The 22,566-nt window shown below is 59.1% G+C and carries 13 protein-coding genes; 11 read left to right on the plus strand and 2 right to left on the minus strand.

Annotated features, from left to right (window positions below):
• Positions 1-141 precede the first annotated feature (141 nt).
• The 6 genes from INF61_RS12285 to INF61_RS12310 all read left to right on the plus strand — a co-directional run bounded on the left by INF61_RS12285 (position 142) and on the right by INF61_RS12310 (position 11,134).
• Positions 142-1,389, plus strand: coding sequence for a CmpA/NrtA family ABC transporter substrate-binding protein (locus INF61_RS12285; RefSeq protein ID WP_045345075.1), 1,248 nt, complete (start codon positions 142-144; stop codon positions 1,387-1,389).
• 2 nt (positions 1,390-1,391) lie between these two features.
• On the plus strand, positions 1,392-2,270 hold the full coding sequence (gene ntrB, locus INF61_RS12290; RefSeq protein ID WP_047062507.1) for a nitrate ABC transporter permease: 879 nt from the start codon (positions 1,392-1,394) through the stop codon (positions 2,268-2,270).
• 9 nt (positions 2,271-2,279) lie between these two features.
• Positions 2,280-3,068 carry an ABC transporter ATP-binding protein gene (locus INF61_RS12295; protein ID WP_015570359.1) on the plus strand — a complete coding sequence of 263 codons (789 nt, stop codon included), beginning with the start codon at positions 2,280-2,282 and terminating at the stop codon, positions 3,066-3,068.
• Positions 3,069-3,080: 12 nt separating this feature from the next.
• Positions 3,081-7,067 (plus strand): nitrite reductase large subunit NirB, encoded by a 3,987-nt coding sequence (nirB, locus tag INF61_RS12300; protein ID WP_193547790.1) that lies wholly within the window; start codon positions 3,081-3,083, stop codon positions 7,065-7,067.
• Positions 7,064-9,541, plus strand: coding sequence for a nitrate reductase (locus INF61_RS12305; protein WP_193547791.1), 2,478 nt, complete (start codon positions 7,064-7,066; stop codon positions 9,539-9,541). The genes nirB and INF61_RS12305 overlap by 4 nt, the downstream gene beginning before the upstream one ends.
• A gap of 174 nt (positions 9,542-9,715) precedes the next feature.
• Positions 9,716-11,134 (plus strand): YchO/YchP family invasin, encoded by a 1,419-nt coding sequence (locus INF61_RS12310; protein ID WP_045335051.1) that lies wholly within the window; start codon positions 9,716-9,718, stop codon positions 11,132-11,134.
• 1 nt (position 11,135) lies between these two features.
• Here INF61_RS12310 and narL read toward each other — a convergent pair whose 3' ends face one another.
• Both narL and narX read right to left on the minus strand, forming a co-directional pair.
• Complete coding sequence (gene narL / locus INF61_RS12315) at positions 11,136-11,786, minus strand: two-component system response regulator NarL (protein ID WP_003856701.1); 651 nt, start codon at positions 11,784-11,786, stop codon at positions 11,136-11,138.
• Complete coding sequence (narX, locus tag INF61_RS12320; RefSeq protein WP_032669674.1) at positions 11,779-13,575, minus strand: nitrate/nitrite two-component system sensor histidine kinase NarX; 1,797 nt, start codon at positions 13,573-13,575, stop codon at positions 11,779-11,781. The genes narL and narX overlap by 8 nt, the downstream gene beginning before the upstream one ends.
• A 309-nt stretch (positions 13,576-13,884) precedes the next feature.
• Between narX and INF61_RS12325 the strand changes: the two genes are divergently transcribed.
• The 5 genes from INF61_RS12325 to narI all read left to right on the plus strand — a co-directional run bounded on the left by INF61_RS12325 (position 13,885) and on the right by narI (position 22,323).
• Complete coding sequence (locus INF61_RS12325) at positions 13,885-15,282, plus strand: NarK family nitrate/nitrite MFS transporter (RefSeq protein WP_017693303.1); 1,398 nt, start codon at positions 13,885-13,887, stop codon at positions 15,280-15,282.
• A 381-nt stretch (positions 15,283-15,663) separates the two neighbouring features.
• A complete protein-coding gene (locus tag INF61_RS12330) occupies positions 15,664-19,407 on the plus strand; it encodes a nitrate reductase subunit alpha (RefSeq protein ID WP_032669675.1) in 3,744 nt (1,247 codons plus the stop codon).
• Positions 19,404-20,939: a nitrate reductase subunit beta gene (gene narH / locus INF61_RS12335; RefSeq protein ID WP_017384243.1), complete on the plus strand. Its 1,536-nt coding sequence runs from the start codon at positions 19,404-19,406 to the stop codon at positions 20,937-20,939. Before INF61_RS12330 ends, narH begins: the two co-directional genes overlap by 4 nt.
• Positions 20,936-21,646 (plus strand): nitrate reductase molybdenum cofactor assembly chaperone, encoded by a 711-nt coding sequence (gene narJ, locus INF61_RS12340; RefSeq protein WP_022651366.1) that lies wholly within the window; start codon positions 20,936-20,938, stop codon positions 21,644-21,646. Before narH ends, narJ begins: the two co-directional genes overlap by 4 nt.
• On the plus strand, positions 21,646-22,323 hold the full coding sequence (narI, locus tag INF61_RS12345; RefSeq protein WP_017693307.1) for a respiratory nitrate reductase subunit gamma: 678 nt from the start codon (positions 21,646-21,648) through the stop codon (positions 22,321-22,323). Before narJ ends, narI begins: the two co-directional genes overlap by 1 nt.
• Positions 22,324-22,566: the final 243 nt, after the last annotated feature.

Raw genomic sequence — 22,566 nt, forward strand, 5'->3', positions numbered from 1 at the left:
AAGCTGGCATTACCTTTGCATTAACAGATTAACCATTTTCGACGATGCGCCAACGGCGGTGCATGCGTCTTCAGGATAAAGGCGTCCAGCGGTGCTTCAGCACCGTCGGGCGCTTTTTTTTGCCTTTTTTCAGGAGCAATTATGGCGGATTTGTCGAGACGGCGGTTATTGCAGGCCAGCATGCTGGCGAGTGGTGCGATGCTGTTGCCGGGTGTCATGCAGGCCGCATGGGCGGCGGGGTCAGATAAGCCGGAGCAGGATACCGTGCGTATCGGGTTTATCCCCCTGACCGACTGCGCGCCCGTGGTTATCGCGGCCCTGAAGGGGTTCGATAAAAAACACGGCATTACTATTGTGCCGACCAAAGAGGCGAGCTGGGCGGCGGTGCGCGACAAGCTGGTGGCGGGCGAACTGGACGCCGCGCACATTCTTTACGGCCTGCTGTACGGTCTGGAGCTGGGTATCGCGGGCAAGCCGCAGCAGATGGCGAACCTGATGACCCTCAACCAGAACGGACAGGCCATTACGCTCTCCAGCGATCTGGCGGAGAGGGGCGTTCGTGACCTCGACGGGCTGAAAAAGCTGATTGCGCAGCAGGCGCCGGGAACCTACACCTTCGCGCATACCTTCCCGACGGGAACGCACGCCATGTGGCTCTACTACTGGCTGGCCAGCGCGGGGATTAACCCGTTTGACGACGTGCGCACCGTGGTGGTGCCGCCGCCGCAGATGGTGATGAACATGCGCATTGGCAACATGGTCGGGTTTTGCGTCGGCGAGCCGTGGAACGCGCGGGCGATTAACGACCGCATCGGGTTTACCGCCGCCACGTCGCAGTCCATCTGGGCCGATCACCCGGAAAAGATCCTCGGCACCCGACGCGACTGGGTGGCGAAAAATCCGCACACCGCACGGGCGCTGGTGAGCGCCGTGATGGAAGCCGCGCGCTGGATCGAGGCGTCAGCGGAAAACAAACGCGAAACCGCGCAGATCCTCTCGCGCCGCGCCTGGCTCAACTGCAAGGAACAGTATCTCACCGGACGTATGCTGGGCGAGTACGACAACGGGGTCGGTCAGCGCTGGCAGGATGCGCACCCGATCCGTTTCTTCAACGAGGGTGCCGTGAGCTACCCGTATCTCTCCGACGGCATGTGGTTCTTAACCCAGTTCCGCCGCTGGGGCTTGCTCAACGCCGCGCCAGATTACGCGGGCATTGCACAGCGCATTAACCAGACCGCGGTCTGGCAGGATGCCGCGACTGCCGTGGGCGGCATGTCCACACCGTCATCACCGTATCGCAGCAGCACCCTGATGGACGGCACCGTCTGGAACGGCACCGATCCGGAAGGGTACGCCAACCGCTTCGCCATTCACCGTAAAGGGGCCTGAGTATGCAGCATCTGCAAAATACAAAACCACAAGAGACGTCAGAGAGCGGGGAAGTGATTGTCCTGCCTCCGCTACAGGTTCGCCGTCGTACGCCAGCGTTTACGCGTCGGATGAATGATTTTTTACAGCGCGTCATCCCGGCGCTGCTCGGTCTCGGCCTGCTGGTGGTGCTCTGGCAGCTGGCGGCGATAAACAGTAAAGGCTTTCCGACGCCGCTCAGCACGCTCGATTCGGCCATGACCCTGTTTGCCGATCCGTTTTATCGCGACGGGCCAAACGATATGGGCATTGGCTGGAACGTGCTGGCGTCGTTGCAGCGCGTCGCCATCGGCTTCGGTCTGGCGGCGCTGGCGGGCATTCCGCTGGGCTTTTTGATTGGCCGCTTCACCTTTTTCTCGCGCATGTTCAACCCGCTGATCGCGCTCCTGCGTCCGGTCAGCCCGCTGGCCTGGCTGCCTATCGGCCTGCTGCTGTTCCAGAAAGCGGAGCCTGCATCGAGCTGGACCATTTTTATCTGCTCCATCTGGCCGATGGTGATCAACACCGCTGAAGGGGTACGCCGTATTCCGCAGGACTACCTCAACGTGGCCCGGGTGTTGCAACTCTCAGAGTGGACCATCATGCGCCGCATTCTTTTCCCCGCCGTGCTGCCTGCGGTGCTCACCGGGGTACGTCTTTCCATTGGCATTGCCTGGCTGGTGATTGTCGCCGCCGAGATGCTCACCGGAGGTTTAGGCATTGGATTCTGGATCTGGAATGAGTGGAACAACCTCAACGTCGAAAACATTCTCATCGCCATCGTCATCATTGGCGTGGTCGGGTTGCTGCTGGAGCAGGGGCTGATGCTGATCGCCCGTCGCTTTAGCTGGCAGGAAAAATAAGGAGTGAAGATGAAACCGTTAATTCAGGTCCAGGCCGTGAGCCAGCGTTTTTCCACCGCCAGCGGCGAGTTTCTGGCGCTGCAAAACGTCTCTTTTGATATCCACGAGGGCGAAACCGTCAGTCTGATTGGTCACTCCGGCTGCGGCAAGTCGACGCTGTTAAACCTGATCGCCGGGATCACGCTGCCGACGGAAGGCGGGCTGATTTGCGACAACCGCGAAATCGCCGGGCCGGGGCCCGAGCGCGCGGTGGTGTTCCAGAACCATTCGCTGCTGCCGTGGCTGACCTGCTTCGACAACGTGGCGCTGGCGGTGGATCAGGTCTTCCGTCACACCATGAGTAAGGCCGAGCGCAAAGCGTGGATTGAGCACAACCTCGACCGGGTGCAGATGGGCCACGCGCTGCATAAGCGCCCCGGGGAGATCTCCGGCGGTATGAAGCAGCGCGTCGGGATTGCCCGGGCGCTGGCAATGAAGCCGAAAGTGCTGCTGATGGATGAGCCGTTTGGCGCGCTCGATGCGCTGACGCGTGCCCATCTTCAGGACTCGGTGATGCAGATCCAGCAGGCGTTGAACACCACCATCGTGCTCATCACCCACGACGTGGACGAGGCGGTACTGCTCTCTGACCGTGTACTGATGATGACCAACGGCCCGGCGGCCACCGTGGGTGAGATCCTGCGCGTCGATCTGCCGCGCCCGCGCAACAGGGTGCAGCTGGCGGATGACAGCCGCTATCACCACATGCGCCAGCAGATCCTCCATTTCCTCTACGAAAAACAGCCGAAAGCGGCGTAATGAGGGGGCACGATGCGACTGGTCATTATCGGTAATGGTATGGCGGCAACCCGGCTGATTGCGTCGCTCACCGGGCGTGTTCCCGGTCGTTTCGCTGTCACCGTCATCGGTGACGAGCCTGAGCAGGCGTACAACCGCATCCAGCTTTCACCGGTGCTGGGTGGCGAAAAGCAGGCGGAGCACATCTGTCTGCACGATGAAGACTGGTACACGGCACGAGGCGTGACGGTGCTGCGAGGAGAAAAGGCGCTCGCAGTAGACGTCAACGCGCGTGAAGTGCATACCTCTGCTCGCACGCTGGGCTGGGATGCGCTGGTGTTTGCCACCGGGTCTACCCCTGTAGTGCCGCCGATCCGCGGCGGCGATGCACCGCATGTGTTCACCTTTCGCACCCTGGCAGAGACCCGCGCCATCCAGAATATCTCCGGGCCGGCGGTAGTGCTGGGCGGCGGCGTACTCGGCGTGGAGGCAGCGGCAGCGCTGGCGCGAAACGGTGACAACGTCACGCTTATCCATCGCGGCACGTGGCTGATGGAACAGCAGCTGGATCAGCAGGCGGGACTGCTGCTTGACGAGGCGCTGGCGAAGCGGGGCGTACGCTGTGAACTCGCCTCCGGCATCACGGCCATCGCTGACGATGCCGTGACGTTGCTCGACGGACGCCGCATCGCCGCCACGCGCGTGGTGCTGGCCACGGGCGTGCAGCCCAACGTCGCGCTGGCAAAAGCCAGCGGCATTCGCTGCGCGCGCGGCATCGTGGTGGATCAGCAGATGCAAACCTCCGTGCCGGATATCTACGCCATCGGCGAGTGCTGCGAAATTGACGGCCAGACGTTTGGCCTGGTGGCCCCCTGTCTGGCGCAGGCGGATATTCTTGCCGCGCGGCTGGCCGGGGAGGTCACCGCGCCGTTTACCCTGACCGACAACGGCGTGCGCCTTAAGGTGAACGGCGTGGCGCTGTTCAGCCTCGGACGCGCGACGGCGCAGGCGGACGATGTGGTCTGGAGTTCAAGGGACCCGCTGACCCGTCACTATCGACGTTTACTGATCCATCAGGGGGCGCTGGCTGGCGTGCTGCTGCTGGGTGACTGCCGCAGCGCGGCAACCTTTACCGATTTACTGGCAACGGCTGCGCCCGCCCACGCGGACTGGCTGTTCGATCGTTTCACAACGCAACCGCAGGTTGCAGGACAGAACGCTATGACAAAACCTACTCTGGTGGTGGTTGGGCACGGTATGGTCGGCCATCATTTCCTCGAAGACTGCGTTAACCGCAATTTGCATCAGCAGTATCAGATTATTGTTTTTGGCGAAGAGCGCTATGCCGCCTATGACCGCGTGCATCTGTCGGAATATTTTGGCGGACGCAGCGCGGACTCGCTCTCGCTGGTGGCGGGGGAGTTCTTTGCCGATAACGGCATTGAGCTGCGCCTCTCGCAGCAGATCGTCGCTATCGATCGTGATGCACACGTAGTGCGTACCGCCAGTGGCCATGAGACTCACTGGGACAAGCTGGTGCTGGCGACCGGCTCGTACCCGTTCGTACCACCCGTTCCGGGCAACGATCTTCCGGGTTGTTTTGTCTACCGCACCCTCGACGATCTGGACAACATTGCGGCCCATGCGGCAGGCTCTCGCCGCGGTGTGGTGATTGGCGGCGGCCTGCTGGGGCTGGAGGCGGCGAATGCGCTTAAGCAGCTCGGGCTGGAAACCCACGTGGTGGAGTTTGCGCCTAACCTGATGGCGGTGCAGCTCGACAGCGACGGCGCGGCAATGCTGCGTAAGAAAATTGAGGCGCTGGGCGTAGGGGTACACATCAGTAAATCGACGACGGAGATTGCCACCGCAGACGACGGGCTGGTGCTGCGCTTTGCCGATGGTGAACAGCTGGAAACGGACATGGTGGTCTTCTCTGCTGGTATTCGTCCGCAGGACGCGCTGGCGCGCAGCAGCGGGCTGGCTGTCGGCGAGCGCGGCGGGATCTGCATTGACGACGGCTGCCGGACCTCGGATCCGGATGTGCTTGCCATCGGTGAATGCGCGCTGTGGGAGGGGAAAATCTTTGGCCTGGTGGCACCGGGCTACCAGATGGCGCGCGTGGCCGCCGCTGTGCTGGCGGGTGAGGAGAAGCGCTTCACCGGCGCGGATATGAGTACCAAACTCAAGTTGCTGGGCGTGGATGTGGCGTCGTTTGGCGATGCTCACGGGCGCACGCCGGGTGCGCTGAGCTACCAGTGGACGCACGGGCCGCAGCAAATCTACAAAAAGATTGTGGTCAGCCACGACAGCAAAACCCTGCTGGGTGGCGTGCTGGTGGGCGATGCCAGCGAATACGCCACGCTGGTGCAGATGATGCTCAACGGCATCAGCCTGCCAAAAGAGCCGGAAACGCTGATCTTACCCGTATCGTCAGGCAGCGCGCCGAAAGCGCTGGGCGTGGCGGCGCTGCCGGAAAGCGCGCAGATCTGTTCGTGTCATAACGTCAGCAAAGGGGATATCTGCCAGGCGGTAAGCGCGGGTGCGACGGATATCGGCGCCATTAAGCAGTGCACCAAAGCCGCGACCGGCTGCGGAGGCTGTAGCACGCTGGTGAAGCAGGTGATGGAGTTCCAGCTTGCAGAGCAGGGCGTGGAGGTGAAAAAGGATATCTGCGAACACTTCCCGTACTCGCGTCAGGAGATTTATCACCTGGTGCGCGTCAACCATATCCGCACCTTCGACCAGCTTATCAGCCGCTACGGTCAGGGACACGGGTGCGAGATCTGTAAGCCGCTGGTGGGATCGGTATTGGCTTCCTGCTGGAACGAGTATCTGCTGAAACCGGCGCATCTGCCGTTGCAGGACACCAACGACCGCTATTTCGCCAATATTCAGAAGGACGGAACCTACTCCATCGTCCCGCGCATGCCCGCCGGGGAAGTGACGGCTGATGGGCTGATCGCCATCGGCCAGATCGCGAAACGCTATAGCCTTTACAGCAAAATTACCGGCGGGCAGCGTATTGACCTGTTTGGCGCCACGCTCGAACAGTTGCCGGAAATCTGGCAGGCGCTGGTAGAGGCCGGGTTTGAGACTGGACATGCTTACGGGAAATCCCTGCGCACGGTGAAATCCTGCGTCGGGTCGACCTGGTGCCGCTACGGCGTGCAGGATTCCACCGGCCTCGCGGTCAGGCTGGAGCACCGCTACAAGGGGCTGCGCGCGCCGCACAAAATCAAAATGGCGGTCTCCGGCTGTACCCGTGAATGCGCAGAGGCGCAGAGCAAAGACGTAGGGGTGATTGCCACGGACAAAGGCTGGAACCTCTATCTGTGCGGCAACGGCGGGATGAAGCCGCGCCACGCGGATCTCTTCGCCAGCGATCTGGACGACGAAACGCTGATCCGGACCGTTGACCGTTTCCTGATGTTCTACATTCGCACGGCAGATCGTCTGCAACGCACCAGTACCTGGATGGATAACCTGGAAGGCGGCCTCGACTATCTGCGCGAGGTGATCCTCAACGACAGCCTGGGGATCGCCCACGAGCTGGAGCAGGAGATGGCCCGGGTGGTGGAGACCTACCAGTGCGAATGGCAAACCACCCTTAACGATCCTGACCGCCTGGCGCTGTTCCGCACCGCGGTGAACGTCCCCGCCGCGGAGGAGAACAAGCGCTGGCAGGAAATTTGTAATATCGACGAGATCCCTGAGCAGGCGGGCATTGGCGCGCATCTTGGGCGCAAACCGATTGCGTTGTTCCGCTTTGGCAAAACCGTTTATGCCCTCGACGATCGGGAGCCGGGCAGCCGCGCGAACGTGCTCTCACGCGGCATCCTCGGCGATGCGGCGGGGGAACCGGTGGTGATCTCGCCGCTCTACAAGCAACGTATTCGTCTGCGCGACGGGTGTCAGGCTGAGAGCGGGGCGCCTGCGGTGCGTGCCTGGCCGGTAAAAATTGAAAACGGCAAGGTGTGGGTTGGAAATGAAGAGCTGGTGATGCGCGCGGAGGCCTCATGACGGAAACTCGGACAACGTGCCCTTACTGCGGGGTGGGCTGCGGCGTGGTCGCCAGCGCAGACGGTGAAAAGGTGAGCATTCGGGGGGATGAAACTCATCCGGCGAATTTCGGTCGTCTGTGCGTAAAAGGATCTGCCCTTGGGGAAACCACGGGGCTACAGGGACGCCTGCTGCGCCCGGTTGTCGATGGCCGGGAGGTGACATGGCCGCAGGCGCTGGGCGAAGCGGGCGAGCGGCTGCGGAACATTATCAACGAATGGGGGCCGCAGGCGGTGGCGTTTTATGCCTCCGGCCAGCTGTTGACCGAGGATTACTATGCCGCCAACAAGCTGATGAAAGGCTTTATCGGGGCGGCGAACATTGATACCAACTCGCGGCTGTGCATGTCATCGGCGGTGGTGGGCTACAAACGCGCCTTCGGTGAAGACGTGGTGCCGTGCAGCTACGAGGACGTGGAAAACAGCGATCTGGTGGTACTCGTTGGCTCGAACGCGGCCTGGACGCATCCGGTGCTGTATCAGCGGCTGGTGCAGGCAAAACACAACAATCCGCAGATGAAAGTGGTCGTGATCGATCCGCGTAAAACCGCCACCTGCGATATCGCCGATCTCCACCTCGCGCTCAGACCCGGCAGTGACGCCGGGCTGTTTGTGGGGTTGCTCAATCTGATTCAGGGGCGCGGCGAGTGGCCGATCCCTCGCGTGGCGGCGTTTTGCGATCTGCCTTCAGACGAGATTGGCACCTTCTACGACTGGTTTGTCACCGCGCCACGCGCGATCACGCTCTACACCATGGGGATCAACCAGTCCTCCAGCGGCAGCGACAAGTGCAACGCCATCATTAACGTGCATCTTGCCAGCGGGAAGTTCAACCGTCCTGGCTGCGGCCCGTTTTCGCTGACCGGACAGCCAAATGCCATGGGCGGGCGGGAAGTGGGGGGACTGGCGAATCAGCTGGCGGCGCACATGAACTTCGAGCCGGACGATCTCGCGCGCGTGGCGCGTTTCTGGGGAACGGAACGGCTGGCGCAGACCCCGGGCCTGATGGCGGTGGAACTGTTTGACGCTATTGCCCGCGGCGAGGTGAAGGCGGTGTGGATCATGGGTACCAACCCTGCCGTGTCACTTCCCGACAGCCACGCGGTGTGCCAGGCTCTGGCGGCCTGCCCGCTGGTCATGATATCTGAGGTGATGCAGGAGACGGACACCAGCCGGTTTGCCCATATCCGTTTTCCCGCCCTGGGCTGGGGCGAGAAAAACGGCACGGTGACCAATTCTGAACGCCGTATCTCCCGCCAGCGCGCCTTTCTGCCTGCGCCGGGCGAGGCCAGACCGGACTGGTGGATCATCGCCCGGATCGCAGACCAGCTCGGTTATGGCGATGCCTTCGCCTGGGAACACCCTCAGGAGATATTTTGTGAACATGCGGCGCTGACGGCGTTTGAAAATAACGGCGAACGGGCGCTAAACCTGCGCGAACTGGCGTCGCTGTCGCGAGAGGCGTGGGACGAGCTGGCGCCGTATCAGTGGCATGCCGGTGATTTCCCGCAAAGAACGCTTGTTCCGGTTGACCCCTCCCCGCATGGGGCAGGCGTCGACGAATGGTACCCCTTGATACTGAATACCGGGCGGATCCGCGATCAGTGGCACACCATGACGCGCACGGGGTATGTTCCGCGTCTGATGCAGCATATCGATGAGCCTTTTGTTGAGATGAACGCAACCGATGCGGCGCGCGCCGGGCTGACTGACGGCCAGCTGGCGCGGGTAAGCTCCCCGCGCGGAGTGATGGTTGCCAGAGTACGTATCTCCACCGCGCAGCGTGCAGGCGAGCTGTTTGCGCCGATGCACTGGAACGCACAATTTGCCCGGCAGGGTAAGGTCAATGCGCTGGTGGAAGGGCGGGTTGATGCCGGGTCCGGCCAGCCGGAGAGTAAACAAACCGCGGTGAGGATCATGCCCTGGCTACCCGCCTGGCAGGGTGAACTGTATGCCCGCGAGCTGCCAGCGCTGCCGCCGTCGGTCTGCTGGTGGCGTAAAGCCTCACGTCTGACGGTGGCGGGGGAGCAGCCGTTGCTGTCGTGGATCATGGCGTACGCCAGCGGTCGGGGCTGGCAGTTACAGGTGGCACAGACGGGAGAACGCAGCAGCGTGCTCGCCTGGCATCACGGTGAGCTGATGCTGGGCTACTGGGAGGGCCATACGCTGCCGGCGCTGGCGCATGCGTTTATTGAAGAAGCCTTTGCTGCTGCGCCCGTCCAACTTGCTGAACGCCATGCGCTGCTGCACGGGCAACGGCCGGACGAAGATGCCGATCCCGGGCGAATTATCTGTAGCTGCTTCAGCGTGGGTGAAAATACGATACGTAAGGCAATAGCCGGAGGCTGTGATTCTGCCCCAGCGCTGGGCGTGAAGCTGCGCTGCGGCACGAACTGTGGTTCCTGCGTGCCGGAGCTGAAAGCGCTGTTGGGATAATAGTGAAAGGGCGTCGGGTGGCGGCTTCGCACCGGTACGAATTTGTAGGTCGGGTAAGGCGAAGCCGCCACCCGACAAATCTTTTCAGGATATTCCTGAAATTTCTCTTAAGACTGGTTTTCAGGGCTTATGGCGTTAACATAATAAGTGTTTGTTCATAAACACAGGTTCTGATTGACGACGTTGAAGGCTGTATCGTCCCGCATCCGTTTTTTGCTGTTACTCCCCCTTTTTACGGCTGGAGCCGTTCATGGTGCGCCGAAATCCTTCGTGCAGCAGGCGCAAAATCCGTTTGATAACAACGGCGATAGTCTGCCGGATCTCGGCATGGCGCAACCGACCAGCGAAGGCGAAAAGCATCTGGCTGAAATGGCTAAGGCCTTCGGTGAAGCCAGTATGACCGATAACGGCCTGACGGCCGGGCAGCAGGCGCGACAGTTCGCGTTTGGCAAGGTGCGGGATGCCGTGAGCGGGGAAGTCAACGAGCAGATTGAATCCTGGCTTTCACCCTGGGGAAACGCCAACGTCAATGTGCTGGTGGATGACGACGGCAACTTTAACGGCAGCAGCGGAAGCTGGTTTATCCCCTGGAACGACAATACCCGCTATCTGAGCTGGAGCCAGCTTGGGCTGACGCAGCAGACAGACGGGCTGGTGAGTAACGTCGGGGCAGGTCAGCGCTGGGTTGCCGGAAACTGGCTGCTGGGCTACAACACTTTTTACGACAACCTGCTGGAAGACAACCTGCAACGTGCCGGGCTGGGCGCAGAGGCGTGGGGTGAAAACCTGCGCCTGTCGGCCAATTACTACCAGCCGTTCGCTGGCTGGCAGCCGCGTTCCGACATCCGCGAGCAGCGCATGGCGCGCGGATACGACGTAACGGCCAAAGCCTGGCTTCCCTGGTTTCACCACCTGAACACCAGCGTCAGCTTTGAACAGTATTTTGGCGATAACGTCGATCTGTTTAACAGCGGTACGGGGTATCACAACCCGGTTGCGGTCAACCTGGGGCTGAACTATACCCCCGTACCGCTGGTCACCCTGACCGCTGCCCATAAGCAGGGGGAGAGCGGCGTTAGCCAGAATAACCTCGGGCTGAAGCTCAACTATCGTTTTGGCGTGCCGCTGGCGAAACAGCTTTCCGCCGGGGAAGTGGCGGCGACGCGCTCGCTGCGGGGCAGCCGCTATGATTCACCCGATCGCGATAATCTGCCCGTGATGGAATTCCGTCAGCGCAAAACCCTCTCGGTATATCTGGCCACGCCGCCGTGGGATCTTAAGCCAGGCGAAACGGTGATGCTGAAGCTGCAAATTCGCAGCACGCACGGTATCCGGCAGATCCACTGGCTGGGTGATACCCAGGCGCTCAGCCTGACCTCACCGGCAAACGGCAACAGCAGCGATGGCTGGAGTGTGATCATGCCTGTATGGGATGATTCAGAAGGGGCGAAAAACGCATGGCGGCTTACGGCCGTGGTGGAAGATAAGGATGGGCAGCGTGTCTCCTCCAATGAGATCACGCTTTCCGTGGTGCAACCGCTCGTCGCAATGCCTGCCGACGATCCACGGTGGAAGTTGCTGCCGGATGAGTAAGTTAAAAAATGCGCTCCTGATGCACCCAGACGGCGGCTTCGACGCGGGATTTTAACTTCATTTTTTTCAGCATGTGTTTGACATGCACTTTGACCGTGCTCTCGGTGATGTCCAGACGGCGGGCGATCATTTTGTTCGGCAGCCCCTGGGCAATCAGCTTCAGAATGTCACGCTCGCGCGGGGTCAACTGGCTGACGTCACGATCAGACGTGGCGCGGTTCGCACGCAGGCTGGCGGCCAGTACCGGCGTTAACGCTTCACTCAGCACCATCTCGCCTGCGGCAGCCTGTTGCAGCGCCTTGAGCAGATCTTCCGGCTCCATATCTTTCAGCAGATAGCCGTCTGCCCCTCGCTTGAGGGCGGTGACCACGTCTTCTTCATGGTTTGAGACGCTGAAGACCACCACCCGGCCAGAGAGGGATTTCTCCCGCAGCTTGTCGAGGGTTTCCAGGCCATTCATGCCCGGCATGTTGAGATCGAGCAAGATCAAATCAGGATCGAGCGATTCGGCAAGTTCAATACCCTGTTCGCCGTTACTGGCTTCCCCGACGACGGTGATATCTGGCGCCATGCTGACAAGCTGTTTAACGCCAGTGCGCAGCATCGGATGATCGTCAATCAACAGGATAGATGCCGGTTCCTGATTAGTCATGGTTTTCTCCTTGAGCAGTTATGAGGGGCTTTTCGGGTATAAAGGTGACCACAACTTCGGTGCCACCTGACTCTCCCCGGCGAACCTGGCAATCACCGCGCAGGCTTTGCGCGCGGTCTCGCATAATAATTAAACCATAGTGGTTCGTTCGTTCGGCATTTTCCGGCACGCCGCGGCCGTTATCCTGAACCCTGAGCTTCACCTGATTATCCTGGCAGCTGACGGTGACCGTGACGGCCGTCGCCTCGGCATGCTTGAGCACGTTGCTCAGGGCTTCGCGGGCAATTTGCAGCAAGTGGATCGCCTGGTGAGAGGGGACAAAACGCGGTGGCAGCTGGTAATCCAGCTTCACCGGGAAGCCCAGCCGGGCGCTAAACTCCTGACAGCTGGATTCCAGCGCAGGGCGCAGCCCCGGCTCGGTGAGCTGCAAACGGAAGGTGGTCAGCAGCTCGCGAAGCTGAATCCACGAGGTGTTAAGCTCGTTGCGGATCTGGCTGAGCAGCTGTTTGCTGCTCTCGGGCATGCCTTCATCCTGCATTTGCAGGCAGCTCACCTGCATCTTCATGCAGGAGAGGGACTGGGCGATGGAGTCGTGCAGCTCGCGGGCGATGGTGGCACGCTCCTCCATCACGATCAGCTGCTGCTGTTTCTCCTGGTGGCGGTCAAGCGCCAGCGTGGCCGTGAGCTGCTCAACAAGCGTATCGACCAGCTGCTGCTGGTCGTGGCTCAGGTGACGTCCGGCGGGCAGGGTGGCCAGCAAAATACCGTACTGGGTATGGCTGTCCATCAGCCGCCACTTGAGGGTCGTGCCGCTGGTGGTAAGCGGCGGCAAGCCGCGCGGGCACAGATGACACCCTTTATCGTCGCAGGATATGTCCGACTGACAGGTAAATTCCTGATGGTTTTCCTCATCCTCAACGTCGTAAACCCGAAGCTCAAGATCGCGGAGCAGAGTCAGATTTTGCAGGCCGTTCAGTACCGGCGAGAGACGTTCGCAAAGCGGGACCTGCATATGCAGGCGACGGTTCGCCTGCCAGAGGAAAGAGAGGATCTCGTTTTTCTGCTCAAGCCCGGCGGTTTTCTCCTGGACGCGTTGTTCCAGTACCGCGTAGCTTTCTGATAGCTCTGCCGACATGGTGTTGAGCGCCTCGCCGAGCATCGCCATTTCGTTGCGCCCGCTGATGTGCGTGCGCTGGGTAAAATCGCGCTGTGTGACGGCGCGGGCCATCGCCAGGAGCTGTTTCCAGGGATTAAGCAACCGCGCGCGTAGCCAGATAACCGTGAAAATCAGCAGCAAACCCATAAACAGCGCCATTGCGCGGTGAACCATCACCACACGGTCAATGCGTAACTCTGTGGTGCGATCGAATGAGGAGACAAGATGATCTATGCGTGACACAAACCCGGCAACGTCCCGGGCGACCGTTTCTCGGTCTTCCGCCCGTTTTAACCCAGGCTCCAGCTGGGTATGCCAGTAGCCCTGAAGCGCCTTAAGCTGAGATTGCTGACCGTCACGGATGGCGGCTCTTTCCAGTTCAGGGCTGAATGCGGTACGCTCCATTTCGTCGATAAGCGGTTGGTCAGCCTGCGTCAGCGGCACCGACGCCAGCAGCCGGTAACTCTGCATACGTAGCGAGCCTGCCTCGTTGATGGCATGCGCGTTACCCTGTACACCCTGTACCAGCCAGCCAGAAATGGCCATGCCGGTCACGCCGATAGCGGTGGACAGCAGAACAATAAGCGCCAGCTGGTTAACCAGCGTCAGCGGAGATAAACATCTTTTTAACATAGAGTTGCCGGGCTCCTGACGTGACCTGATTGCAGGAATGGCGCTATTCTGGTGCATACCCTGGAGTATACCCATACCAATAAAGGATTACCTCTAAATTGCCAGAGGGGTAACGGTTAGTGGGTGGACGAAGCAGGGATGCGTCAGCACCGTGAAAAACCACACCTTTTTTACGTTTTGCATCTACTCATTAAGAGTGATGGCTTTTTTTTCGCCGCAAAACCTCCCACTTTTCCTTTGATTTATATCAACTTACCGCCGCTCTAAAGCCCTAATGTTTGCAGCATCATTCGAGAATCAGAGGTGTCTATGAGTCACTCTTCCGCTCCCGAAAGGGAAACTGGTGCCGTTATTACAGACTGGCGTCCAGAGGATCCGGCGTTCTGGCAACAGCGCGGCCATCGTGTAGCAAGTCGTAATCTGTGGATTTCCGTTCCATGTCTGTTACTGGCGTTTTGCGTCTGGATGTTGTTTAGTGCGGTTGCGGTTAACCTTCCAAAAGTGGGCTTTACCTTTACCACCGATCAGCTGTTTATGTTGACCGCGTTGCCGTCGCTTTCAGGCGCACTGCTGCGCGTTCCTTACGCGTTTATGGTGCCGGTCTTTGGCGGTCGTCGCTGGACGGCTTTCAGTACCGGGATCATGATCGTACCGTGCGTGTGGCTCGGTTTTGCGGTGCAGGATACCTCCACACCGTTTAGCGTATTCGTGATTATCTCTCTGCTGTGCGGTTTTGCGGGGGCGAACTTTGCGTCCAGTATGGCAAACATCAGCTTCTTCTTCCCGAAAGCGAAGCAGGGTGGTGCGCTGGGCATTAACGGCGGCCTCGGTAATATGGGCGTGAGCGTGATGCAGCTGATTGCCCCGCTGGCGATCTCTGTCTCCATCTTTGCGGCCTTTGGCGGCGGCGGTGTGACGCAGCCCGACGGTTCCGTGCTGTTCCTGCAAAACGCCTCCTGGATTTGGGTACCGTTCCTGGTGGTCTTTACCCTGGCGGCGTGGTTCTTCATGAACGATCTGTCCGCGTCCAAAGCGTCACTGAGCGAGCAGCTGCCAGTGCTGAAGCGTGGCCACCTGTGGGTGATGGCGCTGCTGTATCTGGCGACCTTCGGCTCGTTCATCGGTTTCTCAGCAGGCTTTGCCATGCTGTCTAAAACCCAGTTCCCGGACGTGCAGATCCTTCAGTTTGCCTTCTTCGGTCCGTTTATCGGCGCGCTGGCACGTTCGCTGGGCGGGATGATCTCCGACCGTCTGGGGGGAACGCGCGTTACGCTGGTGAACTTTGTTGTGATGGCCATCTTCTGTGCGCTGCTGTTCCTGACGCTGCCTGCGGGTGGTGAGGGAGGTAACTTCTTTGCCTTCTTCGGCGTATTCATGGTGCTGTTCCTGACCGCCGGGCTGGGCAGTGCGTCTACTTTCCAGATGATCTCTGTCATCTTCCGCAAACTGACCATGGACCGCGTCAAAGCGCAGGGTGGGAGCGACGAGCAGGCAATGCGTGAAGCCGCCACCGATACCGCTGCGGCGCTTGGGTTTATCTCTGCGATTGGCGCGATTGGCGGCTTCTTTATTCCAAAAGCGTTCGGTATCTCACTGGATCTGACCGGCTCTCCGGCGGGTGCGATGAAAATATTCCTCGTCTTCTATATCGCCTGCGTGGTCATCACCTGGCTGGTATATGGCCGTAATACCAAGAAAAACAAGTAAGCTTGATTATCCGTTTGCGCGGCCTGAGTGCCGCGCTTTTTTTAATCGCTAAATAGTTACAACATACTAATAGCTTTTCCTGTGGTCATACGCAGGTAACGCTGTGATCGCCATCGCTTTACAGGTGTTTCTACCCCTTAATACCTAAGATGTTAAATTTTGCCTCGCTTATTGTACGATAAATAAAATATATCTATATAAATCATAAAGTTAAAAAATATTAATGGCTACCGCTTTGGTGGTATTTGATCTAATACCTCCCCTCAGAGTCCCCCTTCGTCTTGATCGTTATCAATTCTCACCATCTTTCATAGCGTTACCTTCGCTGCAAATCAGCAATGTCGATTTAGAGAGCCACAGGCTCCACACAGGAGATACCCGATGAGCAAATTTTTGGACCGGTTTCGCTACTTCAAACAGAAGGGTGAAACTTTTGCCGATGGGCACGGCCAGGTTCTGGATACCAACCGGGACTGGGAAGACGGTTACCGTCAACGCTGGCAGCATGACAAAGTTGTCCGTTCTACCCACGGCGTAAACTGCACTGGCTCATGTAGCTGGAAGATTTTCGTTAAAAACGGTCTGGTGACCTGGGAAATGCAGCAGACCGATTATCCGCGTACCCGTCCGGATATGCCGAACCACGAGCCGCGCGGCTGCCCGCGTGGGGCCAGCTACTCCTGGTATCTCTACAGCGCCAACCGTCTGAAATACCCGCTGATGCGTAAACGCCTGATGAAAATGTGGCGTGAAGCGAAAGTGCAGCACAGCGATCCGGTTGATGCCTGGGCCTCCATCATTGAAGATGCCGACAAAGCGAAAAGCTTCAAACAGGCGCGTGGTCGCGGTGGTTTCGTTCGTTCTTCCTGGAAAGAGGTGAACGAGCTGATTGCGGCTTCCAACGTCTACACCGTGAAAACCTACGGTCCTGACCGTGTGGCAGGCTTCTCGCCAATCCCGGCGATGTCGATGGTCTCTTACGCCTCCGGCGCGCGCTACCTGTCACTCATCGGTGGTACCTGCCTGAGCTTCTACGACTGGTACTGCGACCTGCCGCCAGCGTCACCACAGACCTGGGGTGAGCAGACCGACGTGCCGGAGTCCGCCGACTGGTATAACTCCAGCTACATCATCGCCTGGGGCTCTAACGTTCCGCAGACCCGTACCCCGGATGCGCACTTCTTTACCGAAGTACGTTACAAAGGGACCAAAACCGTCGCCGTGACCCCGGACTACGCCGAAATCGCCAAACTGTGCGACCTGTGGCTGGCGCCGAAACAGGGTACCGATGCCGCAATGGCGCTGGCGATGGGCCACGTCATGCTGCGTGAATTCCACCTCGACAAGCCAAGCCAGTATTTCACCGATTACGTGCGTCGCTACACCGACATGCCAATGCTGGTGATGCTCGAAGAGCGTGACGGCTATTACGCCGCAGGCCGTATGCTGCGTGCCGCGGATCTGGTGGACGCGCTGGGTCAGGAAAACAACCCGGAGTGGAAAACGGTCGCCTGCAACAGCAACGGCGAGCTGGTGGCGCCAAACGGTTCTATCGGCTTCCGCTGGGGGGAAAAAGGCAAATGGAACCTGGAGCAGCGTAACGGCACCACGGGTGAAGAGACGGAGCTGCGTCTCAGCATGCTGGGCAGCCAGGATGAGATCGCCGATGTCGGCTTCCCGTACTTTGGTGGTGAAGGTTCCGAGCACTTCAACAAGGTTGAGTTGCAAAACGTTCTGATGCACAAGCTGCCGGTGAAGCGCCTGCAACTGGCGGACGGTTCTACTGCTCTGGTCACTACCGTCTACGATCTGACCATGGCGAACTACGGCCTGGAGCGCGGCCTGAACGACGAAAACTGCGCGACCAGCTATGATGACGTGAAGGCTTATACCCCAGCCTGGGCGGAGCAGATCACCGGTGTGCCACGCGCCCAGATCACCCGTATCGCCCGCGAATTTGCGGAAAACGCCGACAAAACCCACGGTCGCTCCATGATCATCGTCGGTGCCGGTCTGAACCACTGGTATCACCTCGATATGAACTATCGCGGCCTGATCAACATGCTGATCTTCTGCGGCTGCGTCGGGCAGAGCGGCGGCGGCTGGGCGCACTACGTGGGCCAGGAAAAACTGCGTCCGCAGACCGGCTGGCAACCGCTGGCGTTTGCCCTTGACTGGCAGCGTCCGGCTCGTCACATGAACAGCACCTCCTACTTCTATAACCACTCCAGCCAGTGGCGCTACGAGACGGTTACCGCCCAGGAACTGCTTTCGCCAATGGCGGATAAATCCCGCTACAGCGGCCACCTGATTGACTTCAACGTGCGCGCTGAGCGTATGGGCTGGCTGCCGTCTGCGCCGCAGCTGGGTACGAACCCGCTGCGTATTGCGGAAGCGGCGAAGCAGGCGGGCATGTCACCGGTGGACTACACCGTTAAATCCCTCAAAGACGGCTCAATCCGCTTCGCGGCAGAACAGCCGGAGAACGGTAAAAACCATCCGCGTAACCTGTTCATCTGGCGCTCTAACCTGCTGGGTTCGTCCGGTAAAGGTCACGAGTACATGCTGAAATACCTGCTCGGTACCGAAAACGGTATTCAGGGTAAAGATCTCGGCAAGCAGGGCGGCGTGAAGCCGGAAGAAGTGGAGTGGAAAGACAACGGTCTCGACGGCAAGTTGGATCTGGTGGTGACGCTGGACTTCCGTCTGTCCAGTACCTGCCTGTACTCCGACATCGTGCTGCCTACTGCCACCTGGTACGAAAAAGACGACATGAATACGTCGGATATGCATCCGTTTATTCATCCGCTGTCGGCGGCCGTTGACCCGGCGTGGGAATCAAAAAGCGACTGGGAAATTTACAAAGACATTGCGAAGAAATTCTCCGAAGTCTGTGTAGGGCACCTGGGCAAAGAGACCGACGTGGTGACGCTGCCAATCCAGCACGACTCCGCTGCCGAACTGGCGCAGCCGCTGGACGTGAAGGACTGGAAAAAAGGCGAGTGCGACCTGATCCCGGGCGTAACCGCGCCGCACATTATTCCGGTTGAACGTGATTACCCGGCAACTTACGAACGCTTTACCTCTATCGGCCCGCTGATGGAGAAGATCGGTAACGGCGGTAAAGGCATCGCCTGGAACACCCAGAGCGAAATGGACCTGCTGCGCAAGCTCAATTACACCAAAGCAGACGGCCCGGCGAAAGGCCAGCCGATGCTGAACACGGCAATTGATGCGGCAGAGATGATCCTGACCCTGGCCCCGGAAACCAACGGCCACGTGGCGGTGAAAGCGTGGGCGGCCCTGAGCGAGTTTACCGGTCGTGACCACACGCACCTGGCGAAGAATAAAGAGGAAGAGAAAATCCGCTTCCGCGATATTCAGGCCCAGCCGCGCAAGATCATCTCCAGCCCGACCTGGTCTGGCCTCGAAGATGAACATGTGTCCTATAACGCCGGATACACCAACGTTCACGAGCTGATCCCATGGCGCACGCTTTCTGGCCGTCAGTCTCTGTATCAGGATCACCAGTGGATGCGTGACTTCGGTGAAAGCCTGCTGGTTTACCGTCCGCCAATCGACACCCGCTCCGTGAAAGCGGTGATGGGCGCGAAATCGAACGGTAACCCTGAGAAGGCGCTGAACTTCCTGACGCCGCACCAGAAGTGGGGTATCCACTCCACCTACAGCGACAACCTGCTGATGCTGACGCTGTCGCGCGGGGGGCCAATCGTCTGGATGAGCGAAGCGGACGCCAAAGATCTCGGTATCGAAGATAACGACTGGATCGAAGTGTTCAACAGCAACGGCGCCCTGACGGCACGTGCGGTGGTGAGCCAGCGTGTACCGGCCGGGATGACCATGATGTACCACGCGCAGGAACGTATCGTTAACCTGCCGGGGTCTGAGATCACCGAGCAGCGCGGCGGTATTCACAACTCCGTGACCCGTATTACGCCGAAGCCGACCCACATGATCGGTGGTTATGCCCAGCTGGCCTACGGCTTTAACTACTACGGCACCGTAGGATCGAACCGCGATGAGTTCGTGGTGGTACGTAAGATGAAGAATATTAACTGGTTAGATGGCGAAGGTAATGACCAGGTACAGGAGAGCGTAAAATGAAAATTCGTTCACAAGTCGGCATGGTGCTGAATCTGGATAAATGCATCGGCTGCCATACCTGCTCGGTCACCTGTAAAAACGTCTGGACCAGCCGTGAAGGTATGGAGTACGCCTGGTTCAACAACGTGGAAAGCAAGCCGGGCACCGGCTTCCCGACCGACTGGGAAAACCAGGAGAAGTGGAAGGGCGGCTGGATCCGTAAAATCAACGGCAAACTGCAACCGCGCATGGGTAACCGTGCCATGTTGCTGGGAAAAATCTTCGCTAACCCGCATCTGCCGGGCATTGATGATTACTACGAGCCGTTTGATTACGACTACCAGAACCTGCACAACGCGCCGGAAAGCAAACACCAGCCGATCGCCCGTCCTCGCTCGCTGATCACCGGCCAGCGCATGGACAAAATTACCAGCGGTCCAAACTGGGAAGAGATTCTGGGCGGCGAGTTCGAAAAACGCGCCAAAGACCAGAACTTCGAGAACATGCAGAAGGCGATGTACGGCCAGTTCGAAAACACCTTCATGATGTACCTGCCGCGCCTGTGCGAACACTGCCTTAACCCGGCGTGCGTGGCGACCTGCCCAAGCGGCGCCATCTACAAGCGTGAAGAAGATGGCATTGTGCTGATCGACCAGGACAAGTGCCGCGGCTGGCGTATGTGCATCACCGGCTGCCCGTACAAAAAAATCTACTTCAACTGGAAGAGCGGTAAGTCTGAGAAGTGCATCTTCTGCTACCCGCGTATCGAAGCCGGTATGCCGACAGTCTGCTCAGAAAGCTGCGTAGGTCGTATCCGCTACCTCGGCGTGCTGCTGTACGACGCGGACGCGATTGAAAATGCCGCAAGCACCGAGAACGAGAAAGATCTGTATCAGCGTCAGCTGGACGTCTTCCTCGATCCAAACGATCCAAAGGTTATTGAGCAGGCGCTGAAAGACGGTATTCCGCAGAGCGTAATCGACGCCGCGCAGCAGTCTCCGGTGTACAAAATGGCGATGGACTGGAAGCTGGCCCTGCCGCTGCATCCGGAATACCGCACGCTGCCGATGGTCTGGTACGTGCCGCCGCTGTCGCCGATTCAGTCTGCCGCTGACGCGGGTGAGCTGGGCAGCAACGGCATTCTGCCGGACGTGGAAAGCCTGCGTATCCCGGTTCAGTATCTGGCCAACCTGCTCACCGCAGGGGATACCCAGCCGGTACTGCTGGCGCTGAAACGTATGCTGGCGATGCGTCACTTCAAACGTGCCGAAACCGTTGACGGCGTTAACGATACCCGCGCGCTGGAGGAGGTTGGTCTGACCGAGGCGCAGGCGCAGGAGATGTACCGCTATCTGGCAATCGCTAACTACGAAGATCGTTTCGTGGTGCCGAGCAGCCACCGTGAACTGGCTCGCGAGGCCTTCCCGGAGAAAAGTGGGTGTGGCTTTACCTTTGGCGACGGTTGCCACGGGTCAGACAGCAAATTCAACCTGTTCAACAGCCGCCGCATTGACGCGATGGATGTGACCAGCAAAACGGAGCCGCACCAATGATTGAACTCGTCATTGTTTCGCGTCTGCTCGAGTACCCTGATGCTGCGCTTGTGCAGCATCAACAGGAACTCTTTGATGCACTCGCGTCATCTGAAAACCTGGATAAAGAGGATGCCCAGAAGCTGGGCGTTTTCCTCCGCGATCTGCTGGCACGCGATCTTCTTGATGCGCAGGCGGACTACAGCCAGCTGTTTGACCGGGGCCGTGCCACGTCTCTGCTGCTGTTCGAACACGTTCACGGTGAATCCCGCGACCGTGGTCAGGCGATGGTGGATCTGATGGCCCAGTACGAGCAGCACGGTTTGCAACTTGACAGCCGCGAGCTGCCGGATCACCTGCCGCTGTATCTGGAATATCTGGCACAGTTGCCGAAAGAGGAAGCGCTGGGCGGGTTGCAGGACATTGCTCCTATTCTGGCGTTGCTCGGCGCGCGTCTCCAGCAACGTGAGAGCAGCTATGCAGTCCTGTTCGATCTGCTGGTGAAACTGGCTAACGCCTCGGTTGACAGTCAAAAAGTGGCGGAAAAAATTGCGGATGAAGCCCGTGACGATACCCCACAAGCACTGGATGCCGTCTGGGAAGAAGAGCAGGTGAAATTCTTTGCTGACCAGAGCTGTGGCGAATCTGAAATCTCCGCGCATCAGCGTCGTTTTGCCGGAGCGGTGGCTCCGCAATATTTGAATATCTCTAACGGAGGACAGCACTAATGCACTTCCTGAATATGTTCTTCTTTGACATTTACCCGTATATCGCGGGCACCGTGTTCCTGGTGGGAAGCTGGCTGCGTTATGACTATGGCCAGTACACCTGGCGTGCTGCCTCCAGCCAGATGCTGGATCGTAAAGGGATGAACCTGGCGTCAAACCTGTTCCACATCGGGATTTTGGGAATTTTCGCCGGCCACTTCCTGGGGATGCTGACTCCGCACTGGATGTACGAAGCGTGGCTGCCGATTGAAGTGAAGCAGAAGATGGCGATGATTGCCGGCGGCACCTGTGGCGTGATGACCCTGGTGGGTGGTCTGCTGCTGCTGAAACGACGTCTGTTCAGCCCACGCGTGCGGGCTACCACGACCGGAGCGGACATCCTGATCCTCTCCCTGCTGATGGTGCAGTGTGCGCTTGGTCTGCTGACCATTCCATTCTCTGCGCAGCATATGGACGGCAGCGAGATGATGAAGCTGGTTGGATGGGCGCAGTCTGTCGTGACCTTCCGCGGGGGCGCTTCTGAGCATCTGGACGGCGTGGCGTTTATCTTCCGCGTTCACCTGGTGCTGGGTATGACCCTGTTTGTGCTGTTCCCGTTCTCTCGCCTGGTGCACATCTGGAGTGCGCCGGTGGAGTACCTGACGCGCAAATATCAGGTTGTGCGTGCTCGTCGCTGATTCGCTGTATTAATACAACCCCGCATTTGCGGGGTTTTTTTTGTCCCCGATCCAGGGGGGCGTGCGGATGCCGGGTGGCGGCTGCGCCTTACCCGGCCTACAGACCCTATTCGTAGCCCCGGTAAGCGAAGCGCCACCGGGGAAAACAGGCAGGGAAGGATTACTCCCGGCATCGAGAAATATGGAGCATTGTGCTTGAGTGAGTGCTTAAGAATCTGGAAGTGATGGTGGTGGGGGAAGGAT

Source organism: Enterobacter cloacae complex sp. P18RS (assembly GCF_014982105.1).
Taxonomy (GTDB): Bacteria; Pseudomonadota; Gammaproteobacteria; order Enterobacterales; family Enterobacteriaceae; genus Enterobacter; species Enterobacter hormaechei_C.

Coding starts and splice junctions, on each gene's coding strand:
- INF61_RS12285 (WP_045345075.1), top strand. CDS start 142: ATGGCGGATTTGTCGAGACGGCGGTTATTGCAGGCCAGCATGCTGGCG.
- ntrB (WP_047062507.1), top strand. CDS start 1,392: ATGCAGCATCTGCAAAATACAAAACCACAAGAGACGTCAGAGAGCGGG.
- INF61_RS12295 (WP_015570359.1), top strand. CDS start 2,280: ATGAAACCGTTAATTCAGGTCCAGGCCGTGAGCCAGCGTTTTTCCACC.
- nirB (WP_193547790.1), top strand. CDS start 3,081: ATGCGACTGGTCATTATCGGTAATGGTATGGCGGCAACCCGGCTGATT.
- INF61_RS12305 (WP_193547791.1), top strand. CDS start 7,064: ATGACGGAAACTCGGACAACGTGCCCTTACTGCGGGGTGGGCTGCGGC.
- narL (WP_003856701.1), bottom strand. CDS start 11,786: ATGACTAATCAGGAACCGGCATCTATCCTGTTGATTGACGATCATCCG.
- narX (WP_032669674.1), bottom strand. CDS start 13,575: ATGTTAAAAAGATGTTTATCTCCGCTGACGCTGGTTAACCAGCTGGCG.
- INF61_RS12325 (WP_017693303.1), top strand. CDS start 13,885: ATGAGTCACTCTTCCGCTCCCGAAAGGGAAACTGGTGCCGTTATTACA.
- INF61_RS12330 (WP_032669675.1), top strand. CDS start 15,664: ATGAGCAAATTTTTGGACCGGTTTCGCTACTTCAAACAGAAGGGTGAA.
- narH (WP_017384243.1), top strand. CDS start 19,404: ATGAAAATTCGTTCACAAGTCGGCATGGTGCTGAATCTGGATAAATGC.
- narJ (WP_022651366.1), top strand. CDS start 20,936: ATGATTGAACTCGTCATTGTTTCGCGTCTGCTCGAGTACCCTGATGCT.
- narI (WP_017693307.1), top strand. CDS start 21,646: ATGCACTTCCTGAATATGTTCTTCTTTGACATTTACCCGTATATCGCG.